The 20,492-nt window shown below is 34.4% G+C and carries 13 protein-coding genes; 11 read left to right on the plus strand and 2 right to left on the minus strand.

Going from position 1 to position 20,492, the window contains the following annotated elements:
* Nucleotides 1-234: 234 nt before the first annotated feature.
* The 4 genes from E7419_00005 to E7419_00020 all read left to right on the plus strand — a co-directional run bounded on the left by E7419_00005 (nucleotide 235) and on the right by E7419_00020 (nucleotide 5,307).
* Nucleotides 235-1,551 (plus strand): hypothetical protein, encoded by a 1,317-nt coding sequence (locus E7419_00005; GenBank protein MBE7013571.1) that lies wholly within the window; start codon nucleotides 235-237, stop codon nucleotides 1,549-1,551.
* Nucleotides 1,552-1,816: 265 nt separating this feature from the next.
* Nucleotides 1,817-2,593 (plus strand): hypothetical protein, encoded by a 777-nt coding sequence (locus E7419_00010; GenBank protein ID MBE7013572.1) that lies wholly within the window; start codon nucleotides 1,817-1,819, stop codon nucleotides 2,591-2,593.
* Nucleotides 2,594-3,442, plus strand: a complete 849-nt coding sequence (locus E7419_00015; GenBank protein MBE7013573.1) for a YitT family protein — start codon at nucleotides 2,594-2,596, stop codon at nucleotides 3,440-3,442.
* A gap of 665 nt (nucleotides 3,443-4,107) precedes the next feature.
* A complete protein-coding gene (locus E7419_00020) occupies nucleotides 4,108-5,307 on the plus strand; it encodes a hypothetical protein (protein ID MBE7013574.1) in 1,200 nt (399 codons plus the stop codon).
* Nucleotides 5,308-5,336: 29 nt separating this feature from the next.
* On the opposite strand, the gene E7419_00025 is transcribed toward E7419_00020, so the two are convergent.
* The gene (locus tag E7419_00025) at nucleotides 5,337-5,867 is read right to left on the minus strand and encodes a DUF2238 domain-containing protein (protein MBE7013575.1); all 531 of its coding nucleotides are present in this window, start codon (nucleotides 5,865-5,867) and stop codon (nucleotides 5,337-5,339) included.
* 112 nt (nucleotides 5,868-5,979) lie between these two features.
* Between E7419_00025 and metF the strand changes: the two genes are divergently transcribed.
* The 4 genes from metF to E7419_00045 are packed head-to-tail and all read left to right on the plus strand — an operon-like array spanning nucleotide 5,980 to nucleotide 11,297.
* Nucleotides 5,980-6,855: a methylenetetrahydrofolate reductase [NAD(P)H] gene (gene metF / locus E7419_00030; protein ID MBE7013576.1), complete on the plus strand. Its 876-nt coding sequence runs from the start codon at nucleotides 5,980-5,982 to the stop codon at nucleotides 6,853-6,855.
* A 2-nt stretch (nucleotides 6,856-6,857) separates the two neighbouring features.
* On the plus strand, nucleotides 6,858-7,514 hold the full coding sequence (locus tag E7419_00035; protein MBE7013577.1) for a Vitamin B12 dependent methionine synthase activation subunit: 657 nt from the start codon (nucleotides 6,858-6,860) through the stop codon (nucleotides 7,512-7,514).
* The gene (locus E7419_00040; GenBank protein MBE7013578.1) at nucleotides 7,511-9,922 is read left to right on the plus strand and encodes a homocysteine methyltransferase; all 2,412 of its coding nucleotides are present in this window, start codon (nucleotides 7,511-7,513) and stop codon (nucleotides 9,920-9,922) included. The genes E7419_00035 and E7419_00040 overlap by 4 nt, the downstream gene beginning before the upstream one ends.
* Nucleotides 9,923-9,938: 16 nt before the next feature.
* Nucleotides 9,939-11,297, plus strand: coding sequence for a sodium-dependent transporter (locus tag E7419_00045; protein ID MBE7013579.1), 1,359 nt, complete (start codon nucleotides 9,939-9,941; stop codon nucleotides 11,295-11,297).
* Nucleotides 11,298-11,363: 66 nt separating this feature from the next.
* On the opposite strand, the gene E7419_00050 is transcribed toward E7419_00045, so the two are convergent.
* Nucleotides 11,364-12,248, minus strand: a complete 885-nt coding sequence (locus E7419_00050; GenBank protein ID MBE7013580.1) for a helix-turn-helix domain-containing protein — start codon at nucleotides 12,246-12,248, stop codon at nucleotides 11,364-11,366.
* Nucleotides 12,249-12,507: 259 nt separating this feature from the next.
* Here E7419_00050 and E7419_00055 point away from each other — a divergent pair, with 259 nt between their 5' ends.
* From E7419_00055 to E7419_00065, 3 genes are read left to right on the plus strand one after another with little or no spacing between them, the layout of a single operon-like run.
* The gene (locus E7419_00055) at nucleotides 12,508-14,154 is read left to right on the plus strand and encodes a glycoside hydrolase family 3 protein (protein MBE7013581.1); all 1,647 of its coding nucleotides are present in this window, start codon (nucleotides 12,508-12,510) and stop codon (nucleotides 14,152-14,154) included.
* Nucleotides 14,151-17,918 carry a discoidin domain-containing protein gene (locus E7419_00060; GenBank protein MBE7013582.1) on the plus strand — a complete coding sequence of 1,256 codons (3,768 nt, stop codon included), beginning with the start codon at nucleotides 14,151-14,153 and terminating at the stop codon, nucleotides 17,916-17,918. The genes E7419_00055 and E7419_00060 overlap by 4 nt, the downstream gene beginning before the upstream one ends.
* A gap of 12 nt (nucleotides 17,919-17,930) precedes the next feature.
* The gene (locus E7419_00065; GenBank protein ID MBE7013583.1) at nucleotides 17,931-20,336 is read left to right on the plus strand and encodes a hypothetical protein; all 2,406 of its coding nucleotides are present in this window, start codon (nucleotides 17,931-17,933) and stop codon (nucleotides 20,334-20,336) included.
* Nucleotides 20,337-20,492 lie beyond the last annotated feature (156 nt).

The following is a 20,492-nucleotide window of genomic DNA, read 5'->3' on the forward strand; positions in this document are numbered from 1 at the left end:
CCGTACCCGTGCAAAGAGTCAACCGTATAATACAATCCCTGATCCAAAACCAAGATATTGATGTTCAAATATATCACAATTGTCCGAATAGTTTATTTACGATATTATTTAAAAAATGGTAAAATATTATAAAAGGAAAATTTAAAAAAAGGCAAAATGGGTATACCCATTTGATTGTATATAGAATATATACAATATAAAGCCTTTAACTAAAATATAAAAGGAGAGATTTTAATGAAAAAAATTGCTTTAATTTTAGCAGTTGTTATGATGCTTTCAGCAGTTTCAGTTTTCGCAGCACCAAGTGTTGAACATATTTTTTACGGCGTAGATGATGAAACAGGCATACCTGCATTCTATGTGTTCGGGAAATACACTAATAATAGCACAAAAAGCGGGACACAGCTTGCAAGTGATGTTGGTGTATATTACAATGGTGAAAAATACAGTTATGTTAAAGACGGTAACACAACAAGCAAAGCAGGTTTATACGGTATAGCCTTCGATGATATAGCTGGCGTTAAAGGTAGTATGAAATCTTTTAAAGTTCAGCCATATTCTGTTAATAAATTTGGAGAAAAATTAGGTGCTGAACAGGAATATGATTTTGTGAATAATGAGAAGAAATTATCTTCAAATGCAAATCTTGCGAGTGTTGCAATTATCAGAGCTCAGCCAAACAAAGGTGGGCTTATGGCTTCAATGGAGCCTGCGTTTGATCCTGATATAACTGAATATACTATATACGGGAGTTTTGCAAATGCAACCAATAATAATTTAACAAACGTAAAACTTCTTCTTACTGCGGAAGATCCAAATGCTATAATATCTGAGCCTGTTCTTACTTCAAACAGAGGTGATAATGCTCATATTATACCTACTCAAAATTTTGATGAAAATGGTGAATATGCGAATTATCTGACCGTAACAGTTACAGCTGAAAACAAAGAAACTAAAACATATAAATTTAATTTTCATACATATGACAGGGATAAGTATTATTCAACTACATCATCTAATGTTGCAAGACCGACTGAGTACATCAGTGTAGGATATGATGGCACATCATATTCAACTGCAACAAATAACAATAATTTGTATGCTTTTCCACTAGAAAGTTCTAGTAGTGAAAGATATTTAGTTTATACCTTCAATATCGTGGATGGAATGAAATCTGCGGATGTTATTTCATTAAGTACTTCGAATGTATATGCTGAAAACTTAGATGGTGCAAAAAATATTGTTTTAGCCGCAAGAGCGTATGATGACACAACGAAATTAGGTAAAGTAGGCGGTACATTTGTAATTCCTAAAGCTGCAGATGTTTCAACAGATAAAACTGCAACTAATGATTTTTGTCCTTGTGGAATTGATGTAACAAGTATTGTTAAAGATGCTATAAAAGCAAATCAAACCACTGTTAAAATCGCTTTGCAGATAATAGATATTGAATGTGACAATACTGCTAATACACCGGCATTGAGACTCATAAGACATAATAATACAACTACATATAATCCTAATTACAGTGTGTCACTTTGTTGGGAATAATAAAAAGGAGGAAAAAGATTATGAAAAATTATATTAAACCAAATATGGATATATCAAAAATCGAATCTAAACAGAATATTGCCTCCTTAGCAGGTTGGCTTGTGGAAAATGGCGATTACGCAGGTGTAGGCGTTTCACATTACGATTTAGTTTACGAACTTGAATCCTAAATTTATAAAAATAAAAAGTTGCGTTTAATACGCAACTTTTTTATATGTATTGCTTTTTTAATTTTTAAATGTTAAAATAATTTTGGGTGATAAATATGAAAGCAATAGAACTTATGGAAGAACTTTTCTCTTTAGCGATAGAAAGAGAATATAGTCCTTTGGGAGATTCGTGTAAATGCGGTAATCCTGACATAGAGATAAACAAAGTGGCAGTTACCATGTTTCCTACCGTTAATGTTATAAAAGAAGCAAAAGAGTGGGGAGCAGATTTACTGATTGTCCACGAACCTTTATATTATAATTATAAAGAAGGAGAGCCTGACTACATAGTAAAAGAAAAGATGAAGCTTGTTGAAGAATCAGGTCTTACAATTTATCGTTATCACGACCATCCTCATTACACTGTACCTGATATTATTGCAGCAGGGGAATTTAAATATTTAGATTTAAAAGGTAAACTTGAAACAACTGATGTTTTTGACCTTGTAAGATTTCATCTTGATAAGCCTGTTACTGCACTTGAACTATCAGAAATAATAAAAGAAAAACTTGGTGTAAAATATGTGCGTATAGCAGGGACTTTAAATAAACCGTCAACCGTTATATCAGGAATGTTTGGCTCGCCTGGTAATAATGTAGGAATTGAGCTTAAAAATGAAAAAAGTGAAATTATAATAGTAGGGGAAACCTCTGAATGGGCTTATGCTGAATACGCAAGAGATGCTGACCAGTTAGGTTATAATAAAACACTTATGGTGTTAGGGCATGTCGGTTCAGAACGTGACGGAATGAGATATACTGCAGATATTATAAAAGAAAAACATCCTGAACTTATGGTTAAATATATAGAATGTGAAGAGGTTTACAGATAAATGAAAGAAAGGTCTAAATTTAAAGATTTTCTTGTTATGACTCTTGGGAGTCTGTTGGTTGCTTTCGGAGTATATTTCTTTAAGATTCCAAACGGATTTGCTACAGGAGGAGTAACAGGTATCGGCACAATTTTGGCAAAGATAACTCCCATTTCTGCAGGTATATGGATTTGGGGGCTTAATATAGTTCTTCTTATAATTGGTTTTATATTCTTAGGACGTGGGAACGGAATAAAAACTGTGTATTGCAGTATGTTTTATTCTGCTGTTACATATCTTTTAGAGATTGTAGTGCCGTTAAATGCACCACTTACCAATCAGCCTTTACTTGAACTTGTTTATGCAATGCTTTTAACGTCTATCGGTGCTGCAATGATTTTTAATGTTGATGCATCATCGGGAGGAACGGATATTGCAGCGCTTATTTTAAAGAAATATACGAGCATTGATGTCGGAAAGGCACTTTTAGTGGTTGACTTTTTAGTAGCGTCAAGTTCGTTTATAATATTTAATGTGCAAACAGGGTTATTCTCACTTTTAGGCTTATTTTCAAAAGCGTTTATTGTTGACGGTGTTATAGAAAATCTTAATGTTTGTAAATATTTTATTGTTATAACAGAAAAAAGAGAGGAAATTTCAAGATATATTATTGAAAATCTTCATCATGGTGTTACGGCAAGTGTGGTTACAGGAGAATTTACAAACGAAGAAAAAGTAATGCTTCACACAGTATGTAAACGTATAGAGGCAGTAAGACTAAGGAAAGAAATTAAGAATATTGATCCTCACGCTTTTGTTATTATAACATCAAGCAGTGAAATAATAGGCAGAGGTTTTCGTGACATATAAAAGGAAAAAAGCATCGAAAAAGAATTGTTACTTTTCGATGCATTTTTTATGCCTTATGTTATTTTTTTAAACTATATTTACTTTTTTAAAAAAATATGTTATTATTGTATCATACCACACTACAATTTAATTTGCGATAAATTTTTATATCCGTGAGGGGAGATACTACCTTGGTAAAAGGTGTTCTCTCTTTATCTTTCATATGAGAATAAATATCGGTGTAGTGTGGTAACGAAACCGAGGGAAACACTTTTTCGGCACACCCTTGTGGTGTGCTTTTTTAATTAGGGGATTTTATCAAAATTGATTTTTAAAGCACCTCTTTTTTTACAAAAAATACTGTCGACAAATGCCGAAATTTGTTTTATAATGTACTTAGGCACTCGGGAGTCGAACACCTTATGGTTTGAAATTAGAAATTTCGCTTAATCCTGCAGAAATTCCTGCGGATATACGTAAGTATCATCCTTGAAATTTCTTTGACTTAAACAAAATTTCTAAATTTTAAACTCTTCGACCTTAAATGCAGGGAAATTTTTAAGATTTTTAATGCGAAGGACGAAGTCAGGCTGTCGCCTTACGAGGACGCCAAGTTGAAAAGATTAAAATTTAACAAATTTAAGGCATAAGGGGTTTGGCTCCCGAGTGCCTAAGGGGTGGTTTTGATGGAATTAATAGAATTTATTAAGAAATATAAAATTTTAATCAGTATATCACTTATATTATGTATTATACTTTCAGGAGTGCTAATTACAGTAAGTATAAAAGCAAAGAATGAAGAAATCGGAAATGTTTTAAGTAAAGCAAAAGAACTTTCAAACGGATATTTTTATCAAGAAGCACTTGACTTAATAGAAAACTCAGGCTATAAAGACAAAAAACTTGAAAGTTTAAAAGAGGAAATATTAAATATAAAAAGCAAACTTTGCGAATATGACGGGCAGGTTTACCATGTTTTTTTCCATAGTCTTATAGTTTATCCCGAACTTGCTTTTGATAATGATTATAAGCACGAAGGTTACGATATGTGGATGACAACAGTTTCCGAATTTAAAAATATGCTTCCCGAACTTTACGAAAGAGATTTTATTCTTTATTCGCTAAAGGATATAAAGGCGGGAGAAAAGATAATAATTCCTGAGGGTAAAAAACCTCTTATAATATCAATTGACGATGTTAATTACTATGACTATATGGACCCCGATGGTTTTTGCGATAAGTTAGTTGTTGGGGATGACGGATATATCTTAACCAATGTTAAAACTCCTGACGGCAAAGTTGAAAACACAAAAGACGGCGATGTTATGCCAATACTTGACGAGTTTGTAAAAGAACATCCTGACTTTTCATATAGAGGTGCAAAAGGAATTGTAGCCGTAACAGGTTATGAGGGTGTATTCGGATACAATTTTATAAAAGCCGAAGGCGAGGAAAAAGAAAAATTAACCAAAGAGGCAACAGAGGTTGCCACAGCACTTAAAAACACAGGCTGGCTTATTGCCTGTCACAGTTATACCCACAACGATTATTTTAAAGACGGTAATGTAGGAATGGATGACCTTTCGTATGACACTAATCGTTTTAAAGAACGAATTTTTGATGTAGTTTTACAACCTGATATTTACATAAGCCCATTTGGATATCACTTGGGAGAAGGGGACGAAAGGCTTAAATATCTTAAGAATATGGGATATGACTATTTCTGCCCTGTAAGTAATGCTATGCGTACGATAAAGACAGAAGATAATGTTATTATTTCAGAAAGATTTAATTTAGACAGATTTAATATGAGAACAAAGAAAGAGTTTATAAATAAAACTTTCTTTGATGTTGATAAAGTTTATTATAAGTGGAATGAAAACTAAAGCAAAATAACAGGGGAATGATTTTAAATCTACCCCTGTTTTTTAATTTTCCAAAGAAGCAAATAAACAATTCCTCCTAAGTTTCCTAAAATCATATCAGTCATAGTATCAAAAAGAGAGTTATTCTGAGCGTTGGTTTTTAAAATAAAGTCACTTGTAAATTCCCATATTTCCCATAGACCGGATATTGAAGATGCAAATAAAATAACAAATAAAATCATAAGAGGTATATTTCCGTCACCATTTATTTTAACATATATTTCTTTTCCCACCCTTGCAAAAATAATTCCTGATACAAAATGTAAAAATTTATCCCAATTTGGAATTTTGGTATAAAAGTTTAAAGTTTTCCCTAAAAACAAAGAAAAAAGAACAAATAGCATAATTGACAGGAAGGTGCTTTTCTTAAGTACAGGTATTTTTTTATTAAGATAAAAGGAAATTAAGATTATTCCTATAACAAGAAGTGAATTAAGAACTATGGGTGTTTCCTGCTTTATAACACTGCAAACAAGAGAAAAGAAAGGGAACAGTAAAAATAATGAAATTAATCCAGACATTTTATCACCTTCTTTTAGTATATCGTTCCTGTTATAATTTAAACCTAATGTTTGACAAAAAAGGCAATTAAGAGTATAATTATATATATTTTTCCGAAAGGCAAGATTTGTAATGAAATTAACTGATATTTTAAACGGAGATAAATTCTTATTATCTTTTGAAGTTTTTCCTCCGAAAACCGATTCTAATTTTGATACTGTGAAAACAGCAACTGAGGAGATAGCAAAACTTAAACCATCTTTTATGAGTGTTACATACGGTGCAGGCGGGGGGACAAGTAAATATACTCTTGAGATAGCAAAAAATATCAAAGAGAAGTATAATGTTCCTACTCTGGCTCACCTTACATGCGTTTCATCTACCAGAAATACTGTTAAAGAACGTATCAAAGATTTGATTGACTTAAAAATTGAAAATGTAATGGCTTTAAGGGGCGACTTGACTGAAGAATTAAAAGGTCAAAGAAGAGATAACTGGGATTATAAAAATGCAATAGATCTGGTAAGGGAACTTAAGGAAAGCGGAGCAGATTTTTGCATAGGTGGAGCATGTTATCCTGAAATTCATCCTGAAAGCAAGGATAGTAAAGAAGATATAAAATATTTAAAGGAAAAAGTAGATGCTGGGTGTTCTTTTTTAACTACCCAGATGTTTTTTGATAATAATTTATTTTATTCCTTTATGTATAAAATTCGTGAAGCGGGAATAACGGTTCCTGTCATACCGGGCATAATGCCTATTACCAACGCAAAACAGGTTGAAAGAGCAATAAGCCTTTCGGGTTCTTTTATGCCGCAGAGATTTAAGAGCCTTGTTGATAAATTCGGATATTCTCCCGAAACGATGCGTCAGGCGGGAATTATTTATGCAACTGACCAGATTATTGACCTTTTTGCCAACGGTATAAAAAATGTTCACGTTTATTCAATGAATAATCCATTTGTTGCGGCAGAAATTCAGAGAAATTTATCTAATATTTTGAGGTAATAATGGATACTGAAATTTATGTAAAAACTTATGATGCACCCAAAATTAATAAAAAAGAGATTTTAAGGTATATGGGCGCAAAAGAACTAAGTAAAGAGATTGATGGAATTTTATCAGAATGTTTGGAAGAAATTAACAATCAGATTTCTTATAAAGTATGTTACAGTTTCTTTGAAATATCTTTAAAAGAAAATTATGTTGATTTAGGATTTTTTAAAGTTTTTTCAAAAGATTTAAGTAAAAATTTAAGGAACTGTAAAAAAGCCATTATATTTGCTGCTACAATCGGTGTAGGGATTGACAGGCTCATAATAAAGTATTCTAAAACATCTCCGCTTAAAGCATTGATATTTCAGGCAATAGGTGCCGAAAGAATTGAAAGTTTATGTAATGTATTTAATAATGAAATAAATAAAAATAATTATACTGTTCCTCGTTTTAGTGCAGGATATGGAGATTTACCCATAGAGTTTCAAAAAGAGATTTTCAAAGTACTTACTCCTGAAAAAAAAATAGGTCTTACTCTTAATGAAAGTCTTGTTATGTCACCTTCAAAATCGGTTACAGCCGTAATAGGCATATCTGATTTGCCTTGCGAAAAAAAAGAGGGATGCAGTATGTGTGCTAATAAAAATTGTCTTTTCAGGAGAGAAAAATGACTTTAAGAGAATATTTAAAAAACAATTTAATATTTTTAGATGGCGGTATGGGAACGCTTTTGCAAAAAGAGGGGCTTAAACCCGGCGAATTTCCTGAAATGTGGAATATAAGCCATCCGGACGTGATAACAAAAATCCACTGTGATTATTATAACAGCGGAAGCAATATAGTAAACACCAATACTTTTGGTGCTAACTTACTGAAATTTTCAATTGATGAACTTGATGATATTATAAAATACGCTGTAGAAAATGCAAAAAGAGCAAGGGAAGAAAGTAACGGGGCACAACACAAGTGGGTTGCTCTTGATATAGGGCCTCTTGGCAGAATGTTAAAACCTCTTGGAGATTTAGATTTTGAAGATGCAGTTTCAAATTTTAAAACAACTGTTGAAATCGGTGTTAAATACGGCGTTGATTTAATATTTATTGAAACAATGAACGATACTTATGAAACAAAAGCCGCACTTCTTGCCGCTAAAGAAACCTGTGACTTGCCTGTTTTTGTGTCTAACGCGTATAGTGAAGACGGATGTCTTTTTACAGGAGCAGACCCTCATGCAGTTATTGCGATGTTAGAGGGAATGGGTGCAGATGCTATTGGTATGAATTGTTCTTTCGGTCCGAAAGAACTTTCAAAAGTAGCAAGAAAGTATCTTGAGTATTCATCAATACCCGTTATATTAAAACCTAATGCAGGACTTCCGAAAGCAGTTGACGGTAAAGCAGTTTATGATGTTGAGCCGGAAGAATTTGCAAATGAAATATCAGAACTTATAAAAGAGGGCATAAGAGTTGTCGGAGGTTGTTGCGGTACAACACCTGAGTATATAAAAGCACTTTTTGAAAAGGCAAAAGATATTACTCCAAAACCTTGTTATGATAAGGGGATAACCTGTGTTTCCTCTTATACTCATACAGTTACTTTTTCTGATATACCTGTACTTATAGGAGAAAGAATAAATCCTACAGGTAAAAAAGCATTTAAAGAAGCCTTGAAATCAAATGATATAAATTATATTTTAAAAGAAGGGATTTCACAAGGGGAAAAGGGAGTTCATATTTTAGATGTCAATGTCGGTCTTCCCGACATAGACGAAGTAAGTATGTTAAAGACTGCAGTTACCGAACTTCAGGCAGTAGTAAATCTTCCTTTGCAGATCGATACGTCTGATATAACTGCTATGGAACTTGCCTTAAGGCGTTATAACGGAAAGGCAATGATAAATTCCGTTAACGGAAAAAAAGAAAGTATGGATATAGTTTTCCCTCTTTATAAAAAGTATGGAGGAGTTATCGTAGCACTTACTTTAGATGAAAACGGCATACCCGATACTGCAGAGGGAAGAGTTAATATAGCAAAAAAAATACTTGAAGAAGCAAAAAAATATAATATACCTAAAAAAGATATTGTATTTGACCCTCTCGCACTTACAATAAGTTCAGATAATAATGCAGGTAAAGAAACGCTAAAAGCAGTAAATATTATAAAACGTGAACTTTTATGCCACACAATTCTTGGCGTATCAAATGTTTCTTTTGGTCTTCCTGAGAGGGAAATAATTAACAGTTCATTTTTCACACTTGCAATGCAAAACGGCTTGTCTTCAGCTATTATGAACCCTTATTCTTATGATATGCTAAAAGCATATTACTCATATTTAGCCATAAACGGCAAGGATGAAAACTGTGTAAAGTATATAGACTTTACAACCACACTTCCTGTTACTGTGAGTAAGGAAACTAAGGAAATTCAGTCAAATAAGAAAGAGGAGTCAAAATCTGAACTTCAGGATGCAATATTAAAAGGTCTTAAGGAAAAAGCGGGGCAGATTACGAAAGAATTATTAAAGGAAACACCACCTCTTGATATTGTAAAAAATGAAATTATACCTGCACTTGACACAGTTGGTATGGGATTTGAAAATAAAACTGTATATCTTCCCGGACTTCTTATGAGTGCAGAAGCGGCAAAGTACGCTTTTGAAAAAATAAAGGAAGCATCTGTGGGAGAGAAAAGCAAGGATAAATGTACGGTTGTTCTTGCAACAGTGAAAGGCGATATCCACGATATCGGTAAGAATATAGTTAAATTGCTTTTAGAAAATTATGGATTTAATACTGTTGATTTAGGAAAAGATGTACCGTCTGAGGAAATTTTAGATAAAGTTATAAAACTTAAATCTCCGCTATGCGGTCTTAGTGCGCTAATGACTACTACAGTACCCTCGATGGAGGAAACAATCAGGCTGATTAAAGAAAAAGCATCATGGTGTAAGGTTATTGTCGGAGGAGCAGTTTTAAATCAGGAATATGCAGATTTAATCGGTGCAGATAAATATGCAAAAGACGCGATGGAAACAGTAAGATATTCAGAAGAAATAAATAACAAACTAAGAAAAGACTAAAATGGAGGATTTTACAATGGGAAATGAAAAAAGAGGGAATTTTACGGGGAAACTCGGCTTTGTTCTTGCTGCGGCAGGTTCGGCAGTCGGATTAGGTAATATATGGAGATTTCCATATCTTGCATCTAAATATGGCGGAGGTATATTCCTTCTTACATATATATGCCTTGTGTTGACCTTTGGTTTTGCCCTTATGATAGGGGAAATTGCTATAGGCAGAAAAACCGGCTTGAGTGCTATCGGTGCATTTAAAAAACTCAATGAAAAATATAGTTTTATTGGCTATCTTGCCGCTTTGGTACCTGTGATAATACTTCCTTATTACTCGGTTATAGGCGGTTGGGTTACAAAATATTTAACAGTATTTATATCAGGTGCAGGAAGTTTTGCTGCTACTGATTCATATTTTACAGATTTTATTACAAATGCGCAAAGCCCTGTAGTATGGTTTATGATATTTATGACAGTGACAGCAGTAATTGTACTTTTCGGTGTTGAAAAAGGTATAGAAAAAGTAAGCAAAGTTATGATGCCTGTTCTTATTTTACTTTCAATGATTATTGCGGTATATTCGATGTGTTTACCAGGTGCTCTTGACGGGGTTTTATATTACATTCTTCCTGACTTTTCAAAATTTTCTATTCAGACTGTTTTAGGCGCAATGGGGCAGATGTTTTATTCAATGTCACTTGCTATGGGGATTATGATTACATACGGTTCATATATGAAAAAAGAGGTAAGCCTTGAATCTTCAGTTAAACAAATTGAACTTTTTGATACTGGTATTGCATTTTTAGCAGGACTTATGATTATCCCAGCAACTTACGTTTTCTCAGGTGGAGATCCTGCTGCTATGGGAAAAGGGCCAAGTCTTATGTTTGTTGCTTTGCCGAAAATCTTTGATACAATGTGGATGGGGCATCTGATAGGAACAGTATTTTTTATTCTTGTTTTACTTGCAGCACTAACTTCGTCTATTTCGCTTATGGAAACTGTTGTTTCAATAATTTGCGATAAGATGAAAATAAAAAGAACAATATCTTGTATTATAGTTTACATTTTCTCTGTTGCGTTAGGGCTTGTATCCTGCTTCGGTTACAGTATATGGTCTGAGATTACCGTTATCGGAATGCAGTTTTTAGATTTCTTTGATTTTATAAGTAACAGTGTTATAATGCCTGTTGTTGCATTCTTAACAAGCGTATTTATAGGTTATGTAATTAAGCCTTACGCGATTATTGAAGAAGTTTCTTTGACAGGTAAATTTAAAAGAGAAAAATTATTCACACTTGTTATTAAATATATAGCACCTGTATTTATCGTCTTGATATTACTATCATCAGTTCTTGATGTATTCGGAATATTTAAAATATAAAAATTATATAAAAATCACCAAAAAAGGGACAGTCCCCATTTTGGTGATTTTTTTAAAAAATTTAAATTATTTATAAAAAGTAATTTTTTTGTATGCAGGAATTCCTGAAACAGTTAACACATCTTTTAGTTGTTTTGTTGTAATAGGTTCATAATATCCCGTCTTATTTTTGTCGTGCCTGTATTCTTTAGGGGTAATACCCGTATGCTCCATAAATACCCTGTTGAACGTTCTTATAGAAGTAAATCCGCTTGCAAAAGCAATATCCGTCACTGGTGTGTCGGTTGATAAGAGCATAGACTTCGCGTGATCTATACGCACCTCATTTATATATTTTGTAATAGGATAGCCAATCTTATCAGAAAAAGTCCGTGACAAGTAAGACGGATTTAATCCAACACTGTACGCAATATCATTAAGTGTTATTTCATTCTGAAAGTTCTTTTCAATAAAACTTAAAACATCGGGAAGAAATTCGGTGGTAACTTTTTTATCAGAACTACTGAATTCCATTTTCTTAAAAAGAATTCCCAAAAGAACATAAACATAACCGATGAACTGTTCGTATTCCAAAGTGCTTCTTTCGGATACGCACAGTTTTTTTGTAATGTAATCAATATCAGGATGCACAAAGTTTTCAACGAAAGGATTATCAACCTGACGGTTAAGGTAACTGTGAAACAAGGGAAGTGTATCTTTAGAAAGAGATATTGCAAGTGTTTTGGAATGTTTAACAGTCTGAAAAGAATGAATGGTATAAGGCATAATAAACACAAAACTGTTTTCGCCAATAACTTTTTTATGCTTTCCTATAATTACTTCCAATTCTCCCTCAAGGCAAAAAAGCATTTCTATTTTAGAATGCATATGTAAAAAAGTAAGAATATTTTTGTTTATAAATATTTCGGCCTGAACTTCTTTCATACATCTTGACCTCCTTTTTTTTAGCATATCATAAAAGTAAAATGTTGTCCAGTCTTTTTATTTTTTTCTTTTAGTTATTAATGGAAAAATAAAATATTTCCGTAATTTGGAAATGAAATTTGTGCAAAAAACTGTTATAATTAGTAAGTAATAAAAAAAAGAGTAAAAATTTGACTATAAAAATTTATTCATTGTCTTTTATTGTAATAAGGAAATAAATATAATAAAATTGTAAAGCGATAAAGAGTATTTAATATAGATTTGAAAATGCCCTTAACGGAAAGGAATGATACATTTGAAAATAAAATTGGAAGACTTAAGTTTGCGTGAAAAAATAGGCCAGACTGCACTTGCTTTTATAAGCAACGATATGTCCGACCTTTCTAAGACCCCTTATGGCGGAATGTGGTCAATAGGCGCCATCCGTTTTACCAATGTTAATATGGACGATATAGCAACCGAAGCGGTTGCTTATGCAGAAGATTCCAAAACAAGAATTAAAGGATATAACAGTAAACTTAAAGTGCCGATATTATCTGCTATGGATAATATGAATGGTATAAAGCACGCTTTTAGTGAACTTAGTTTTGTGGCAGACTGTGTTGCAGTTGGCGCAACGGATGATGAACAAATGGCTTATGATGCAGGTGCTTCAAGAGCAAGGCAGTTAAAGAGTACAGGCTCAAGCTGGTTATGGTGGCCTGAAGTTGATCTTGCTAACCGTAATGCTGTTATTAACTGGGGAAGGCTTTTCTCGGATGATCCTAAAAAGGTTTCAAAAATGGCAATTGCCGCAGTAAAAGGAGCGCAGGAGCAGGGAGTTGCCGCAACTGCCAAGCATTTTCCCGGTTCGGATGAAATTGAATACCGTGACCCTCACGCAAGTGCTTCTATGCTTAATATAACCTATGAAGAATGGGAAAAAAGGCAGGGTAAACTTTTTAAAGAACTGATAGATGCGGGTGTTTACTCGGTTATGATAGGTCATCAGTCTTTTCCGGGATACGATAATACTAAAATTAACGGAAGATATATACCTGCTACCGTTTCATATAAAATTATAACTGAACTCTTAAAAGAAAAGATGGGCTTTTCGGGAGTTGTTGTAACCGATGGCATTGGTATGAAAGGTATTATGGATGTTTTCGATTGTGATGAAAAGGAAATATACATAGCCGCACTAAACGCAGGTAATGATGTTATCTTAGGTGTGAATGATGATTATATAGATATAATAGAAAACGCAGTAAAAGAAGGCAGGGTGTCAATAGAGCGAATTGATGATGCATGCAGAAGAGTTCTTGAAATGAAAGAAAAACTCGGTATGTTTAAAGAAGGTTATACCTGTGCCGATGACAGTGTCTCGGAAGTAAATAAATATGTTAAAAACGTTAATCAAAAAATTGCACAAAACGGACTTACTCTTGTAACAAATAAAAAGAACATTCTTCCCGTTGATAAAAAGATTATAAAACGCGTTACCGCCGTTGTATTATCCTATGATGATGAACAGATTGAAAGCCTTAAAATTATGAAGGAAGAATTCAATAAAAGAGGCGCAGAATTTTACATAAAGCGTAACTTATACAGTTATGAGGAAATTGAGGACATTTCAAATAACTGTGACCTTATCATATATATAGGATATCTTATGAGAGGTCTTAACAATCATTTCAGGGAAGACGAAAAGGAAAGTTTCAATTATGTTATGTACCGCGGTGAAGAAAAATCATTCGGCATAAGTATGGGAACTCCGAATTTATATTTTGACCATTTCTTTAATTTCCATACATTTATAAACTGCTACAATTTCTATGAAGAAACTCAAAGGGCTTTAGTTGCCGCAATATACGGTGAAATTCCTTTTAAGGGAGGAAATCCGTTTAAGTTAATTCCGGATGAATTTAAATTTTTGAAAGGAGACCAGCAATGAAAACTATAACAAAGTCTAAAACTATAGTAAGTCTGATAATTGTTTCTATTTTACTTTCAATGTTTTCTTCTGTGCTTACATTTGCAGAAGAAGAAAAAAAGGTTCCCTTAATAAAACTTGAAGACGAATTTGCTATGTTTGAAGCGGAGGATGGATATATCCTTGGCGGATGGAAAACGAGAGAACATAAAGAAGCCTCAGGAGGTGTGATTCTTAATCCGTCTGTGTCATCTCTTAATAATGACCCTCAGGGAAGAAAAAAAGAACAGGGCGGGAATGACCTTCAGTTTTTAGTGGAATCGGAAAATGATAAATACTATACCGTATGGGTAAGAATACATTTTCTTATAAATGATAGTTCCAGAAGCGGTAACTTCTGGGTGGATGTTAACGGTCATATGCCATCTTTGTGGTTTACAGCACCCGAACCCGGGGCATTTATGTGGGTACCCACAGTTACCACAAAGTTTAAAAAGGGAATTAACGAAATCGGTGTTCAGCCAAGGCGTGTTAATGTCGCAATCGATAAAATACTGATTACTTCAAGTGAATTTTTTATTCCCTACGATTTAGGGCAAAAGCCTGATCCTTTTATATTAGGCGAAGAAGGAGAATCTAAAAAAAGGCTTGATTTTCCTCTCCCTGCATATACGCCCCCTGAAGAACATCCCCGTATTTTCTTAAGAGAGGCGGATATTCCGAAAATCAAAGAAAATCTTACTCATCCTGAGAATATAAAAGCTTGGGAAAATGTTCAGAATATAGCAAAACAGGATAAGGACTGTAAGATGACTTCAACTGCCGCTTACAGTTTTGACCAGTCAATTCATGAATATCTTGAATGTTGTGCATTTATGTATGGAATAGATAAAATTAACAATCTCTTCTACGGTAAAAAGGCTGTTTCGGGACTTAAAGATTATTTAAGTACTTTGCAGTATTCAGGCGGAGACGGTGATGATAAATTTGCAAGAGCAGGATTGCTTCTATATATATCAAAGGTATATGACTGGTGTTACGACTTGCTTTCGGAAGAAGATAAGGAGTTCTTTATAAAAAAAGGACTTCAGATTGCAGGAAAAGGTGAAATAGGCTGGCCTCCTAAAGGACTTGACGCTTATTCCTCCGACCACGGTTCAGAAGGCGGGCTTCAGATAGAATTAATGAGCCTTGCCATTGCAACTTACGGTGATTATAACGATATATGGAATGCAGTTGCGGGAAGATATTTCAGTCAGTGGATTCATATAAATAATTTCTATTATAATAATGACCAGTGGTATGCAGAAGGCGACTCTTACGGTAAGGGAAGATTTTCCTGTGAAGCCAAAGGTAATACAATTCTTTATAAAATGGGGCTTGGCGGTCTGGTATCAAAAAACGAACAGTTTCAGAACCTTCAGCAGATTTACAGGAAAAGAACTGACGGAGCGTTTATGCAGGACGGAGATATCTGGGATTATGCATTTAACAATAATGGAGCAAGTTCTCCGATGCTTTCTTTAGCATCAAGATATAATAATCCTTTCTATAAGTATGAAGTATATAAATTAGAACCTAACGGCTATGAAGCGGACGGTGCAGAAAGTACTTACGGTTATGTGGATTTTCTTATCCTTAATGATACATCTTTAGAACTTAAATCAAATGAAGCGCTTCCTCTTACCTGGTATTCAGGCGAAGGTAACAATATGATGACCGCAAGAACAAGCTGGGACGATGGATTCGGTGCTAATACAATGATTGTTTCAATGAAGGGCGGAGGCAGATGGAGAGGCGGCCATATGCACTTAGACGGCGGTAACTTTATGATTTATTATAAAGGACCTTTAGCACTTGATTCAGGTGTTTACAGCGGTCTGCCATTTGTTGACGATAATGGTAAACAAGTAACAAATGTTCATTCAGGTTCATATCATTATGCAAACTATCAGCACAGAACTGTAGCGCATAACTGTATCCTGGTTTATGACCCTGACCAGGTTATGAAGTTCCACAACTTGGGAGAACTTAATGACGGCGGTCAGCTAAAAGAAAACGGAAGATATGTAAACGAGGGAACAACAGGATACGAAAAGGCGACAGACGATTCCCGAATATACGCTAAAAGGCTTGGCGTAGATTACGGCCCTGATATGAACAAACCTTCCTATTCATATTTAAAAACCGATTTAACCGATGCATATACCAAAAAGGTAAAGGAATATACAAGAACCTTTATGTTCCAGAATCTTTTCGACGATACATACCCCGGGGCACTTATTGTTTTTGATAAAGTTTCAAGTTCAAATCCCGAATTTAAAAAGACATGGTTACTACATTCAGAGCAGGAACCTGTAGTTGAGGGTAACAAAACTGTTATTGACAGAACCGAGAGAGGATATAACGGCAGACTTACAAATTATACCCTTCTTCCTAAATCCGACGATTTATCTATTACAAAAATCGGCGGCGAAGGCAAAGAATATATGGTTGGTGACGTTTACGTTAAAGCGGTAACTTCAGGTATTGAATGTGGTAAATGGAGAATTGACGTAAACCCTAAAACTCCGAAAGAAACCGATTATTTCTTAAACGTAATGTATGTAAATGATGCAGACGATACAATTCCTTACTTAAATCCTGACCTTTACGAAAGCGGTAATCACGTTGGAGTAAAAATTAAAGACAGAGTTTCCTACCTTACTAAAAATTCTCAAAGAACATCAAGAGAAGTTGTAGTTTATGCAGAAGGAAATGAAGAAAAACTTTTATGGACGGTTGACGGACTCAATAAAGGCAGATGGCAGATTATCGATGAAAACAATAATCAGGTTGCTATAAGCGACGTTACCGAAGAAGGCGGTATTGCTTACTTTGAATTAAAACCCGGTGCTTATAAACTTGTTAAATTAAGAGGTTATAACAATATCCCTTCAAAATCTTTTAACGTTTTTGACAGTATTGACGAAACAAAAACTGAAATTTCAAATAAGTTTATGTATAACAATTTATATTATCATCTTAATAATCCTATAATTAACGAAAACGGATTATGCTATCTTCCTTTTTCTGAAGTATGTGAAATAGTTGATAAAAAATTCAAACTGGAAAGAAACGGAGATAATATTAATTTTGAATTTCAGGACGCTCTTTATTCTCTTGATTTAAATACTACAAAAGCAACTAAGAAACTAAAAGGTACTAAAATAACCGAAGAAAGAGAATTTGCGGACAAATTAATCGAAAAAGACGGCGTCTTATATGCATCAACGAGAATATTCGGCAAACTTTTATCGGTAGGCTCAAGTTATGACAGTATCGGTAAAATATCAAGAATAACTTCGCACTTTAAACGTGCTGAAGATTATATTGTAAACAGTATTGACACTGACAGAATTACCGTTGCCGCTACCTCAGGAACCGACATTTACGCAGGCAGAGAAGCATATATGGCACTTGATAATAATCACGGAACACCTGCAGGCGCAAATACTATCGGTGCAACCCTTACCTACGAATTTGACAAGGTTGAAACACTCGATAAAATTTCGGTAGCGTGGTATAACTCAACCACAAGAGATTATATTTATGAATTCTTAGTATCGGAAGATGGAGAAAACTGGACAACTGTACTTAAAGGTAATTCAGGACTGACATTACAGTGGACCGATTACGACATTGATAATATTAAAGCAAAATATGTAAAAATTATCTGTAACGGTAATGTTTTAAACGACTGGTTTAATATTAACGAAATAAGATTTTATAAGCAAACGAACTAAAGGAGGGAAAGTATGAAAAAAATAATAGTATTTTTACTGCTGATTTCCTTAATTTTGCCGACTGTACCTATATCGGCAAAGGCAGAGGAAATCTGGGAGCCAACTGTTGCGGTATCTGATTTTACCTATTCAAAAGACTCCTTAACAGGCGGGGAAATGACGGTTTCCTGCACTGTGCGAAAAATTAATACAACGGATAATATCCCCGTTCCATATTCTTTTGTTACAGTTGTAAAAAAGTTTGGAAAGATAGTTGACATTCAAAAATATGAGGCGCAAAGTGATTCGCTTCTTCTTACAAATGATAAAAAGGGATATCCTTCTGTTACTGTAACAATTCCAAATGATACAAACGGAGTAAAAGTAGAAAGTTTCTTCTTAAATTCTGTAATAGGCGGTAAAATCCTTGCACCGAAAGCAACCTTCTTATCAAATGAATGTGGGATAGAAGCAATATATGTTGACGGTAAAAGAGTAGAAGGCTTTAATGAGGAAAATTCAGAAACCGAACTTATACTTCCTCCGTCTTATGCTCATAATCCCGATATACAGGTTATAGCGAAAAACTCTTCTTCCAAAGTAACCGTATCAAAAGTAACTTCACTTTCCGCAAAGGAAAAAACGACTGTGGGAATTGTTGTTAAGCAGGGAAGCACTACCGTAAGGCATAAACTTTTATTATCATTAAAACCTGGTAGCGTAACCGATGCAAAAATGCTTAAAACTGTAGGCTCATCAACGCAGGCGGTTAATGTTAAAACCGATACTGTGCGTGTTCCCGATTACGGCTTTAAAGAAGACGGTGTAACCCCTATAACCCCTTCAGACGAAGGTTTTAGTTATATTAAAAATTTACCTATAGATAAAACTTTAATATTCTCCGACAGGACTGGTTTCTATTATTCTGATATTCCTTATGACCTTGTTGGAGCAACTGCAGTCCAGATGAGCAGACAGATTATAATGAATGACGCCCTTTATCTTGATAAAGCTAATGCCTTAGAAGAACTTGGAAGTTTTACAATTGACTGCTCTGCAGATATATACCTTTATGGTGGCGGCGGAATGGACTGGGCAAAAGAGGAAGGCTACAAAAGAGCGGCAAGTGCAGACACTAAAATGGTTTATGAAGCGGAAAAACCTGCAGACTTTTCGGCATATCATAAGAGAGTATATGTAAAAGAAGGCGAAACTGCAAAAGTAAAAATAGGTAATTCCACAAACTCAACAGGTGGTTCAACTAAAAATATGTCATTTATCGTTAAATTTATAGAGCCTGACAGTGTGATTGATATTAATGAAGTTAAAGTTGAGGGTGTATCCGATTTCTCATTTGACTCTGATGTGACAGAATATGACGTGGAACTTGACGAGGGAACAACTCTTCCTCCTGAAATTTCATATAAATTATCAGGCTTTGGTGCAACGTCGGAAGTAACTAAGGCAACATCTGTACCAGGTACAACCGAAATCAAAGTAAAATCGGGCGACGGAACACAGGAAAAAACCTATAAATTTAACTTCAAAGTGTTTGAAACAGTTCTTTCTGACCTTAAGGTAGGAGGCACAACAATCGAAGGCTTTGATAAGAATACTTATGAATATACCTATTCATTACCTTATGGCTGGAAAGCATCGGACGGTATTCCTGAGGTAACAGCATCAGGAAGTGAGTTTGTTGATATAATCATCCTTCAGGCAACAGCTGACAGTATGCTTGCAAAAGTTACCGTAAGTGCAGAAAAGGGAACAACAAAGGAATATAAGGTAACCTTTAAAGAAACCCTGACACTGCCATCTTCACCTGCTACAGCAGCCTTTAACACTCCTGTATTTGTGCAGGCAAAAACAACGTATATAGACTCTCCTATGGATAATGCGAATATGGTTACGCGTACATATAAGGATACAACTACGAGTATTCACGCAAGCGGAATAAAAGGAGATACAACTACCCAGGCAGGCGGAACAACACTTTATCCAAGTGTTGCTCTTATAGAACTTGATTTATCACAACTTAAAAATCTTGATACTACTAAGGAAACTAACTTGTATATGTTTGGTTCACTTGGCAGTTATGCTACAAGTGGAAATGCCGATGTTGTCGTTTCTTTCTATGATGCAACAGGAACAGATATGGATGCTGTAACAATTGAGGATATAAGAAACATATCTAAATGGGTAAGCGATGAAAAACTGCTTGATACAACAACACTTACAGGGCAGTACTGGAAGCAAACGAATATGACCGTCAGTCTGTCAGGCGTTATTGATAAATATTACGGCACAGGCGTAAATCCGATAATTGCACTGTATATCGGAGTTCCTGAAACCAATGATGATGCCCGTACAAGATTCCAGCTTACATTTAAGTATGGTACACATACATCTATTAAATATTATAAATATGATGAATAAAAAGAAAGGAAGATTGATATGAAAAATTATCAAAAACCCCAAATTGACATCATGGCAATGCTTAACAAAGAAAATATTTCAAGCGGACTTAGCGGATGGTTGGACGGCGAAGGCCAGGCTTATGCAAACGCCGGTATTACAACCTACGTTGTAGAG

The organism is Oscillospiraceae bacterium (genome assembly GCA_015068525.1).
Lineage (GTDB): Bacteria > Bacillota > Clostridia > UMGS1840 > HGM11507 > SIG450.

What these genes read in the sequence shown, in the direction of transcription:
- E7419_00005 (MBE7013571.1), top strand. Translation starts at nt 235, where the DNA reads ATGAAAAAAATTGCTTTAATTTTAGCAGTTGTTATGATGCTTTCAGCA.
- E7419_00010 (MBE7013572.1), top strand. Translation starts at nt 1,817, where the DNA reads ATGAAAGCAATAGAACTTATGGAAGAACTTTTCTCTTTAGCGATAGAA.
- E7419_00015 (MBE7013573.1), top strand. Translation starts at nt 2,594, where the DNA reads ATGAAAGAAAGGTCTAAATTTAAAGATTTTCTTGTTATGACTCTTGGG.
- E7419_00020 (MBE7013574.1), top strand. Translation starts at nt 4,108, where the DNA reads ATGGAATTAATAGAATTTATTAAGAAATATAAAATTTTAATCAGTATA.
- E7419_00025 (MBE7013575.1), bottom strand. Translation starts at nt 5,867, where the DNA reads ATGTCTGGATTAATTTCATTATTTTTACTGTTCCCTTTCTTTTCTCTT.
- metF (MBE7013576.1), top strand. Translation starts at nt 5,980, where the DNA reads ATGAAATTAACTGATATTTTAAACGGAGATAAATTCTTATTATCTTTT.
- E7419_00035 (MBE7013577.1), top strand. Translation starts at nt 6,858, where the DNA reads ATGGATACTGAAATTTATGTAAAAACTTATGATGCACCCAAAATTAAT.
- E7419_00040 (MBE7013578.1), top strand. Translation starts at nt 7,511, where the DNA reads ATGACTTTAAGAGAATATTTAAAAAACAATTTAATATTTTTAGATGGC.
- E7419_00045 (MBE7013579.1), top strand. Translation starts at nt 9,939, where the DNA reads ATGGGAAATGAAAAAAGAGGGAATTTTACGGGGAAACTCGGCTTTGTT.
- E7419_00050 (MBE7013580.1), bottom strand. Translation starts at nt 12,248, where the DNA reads ATGCTAAAAAAAAGGAGGTCAAGATGTATGAAAGAAGTTCAGGCCGAA.
- E7419_00055 (MBE7013581.1), top strand. Translation starts at nt 12,508, where the DNA reads ATGATACATTTGAAAATAAAATTGGAAGACTTAAGTTTGCGTGAAAAA.
- E7419_00060 (MBE7013582.1), top strand. Translation starts at nt 14,151, where the DNA reads ATGAAAACTATAACAAAGTCTAAAACTATAGTAAGTCTGATAATTGTT.
- E7419_00065 (MBE7013583.1), top strand. Translation starts at nt 17,931, where the DNA reads ATGAAAAAAATAATAGTATTTTTACTGCTGATTTCCTTAATTTTGCCG.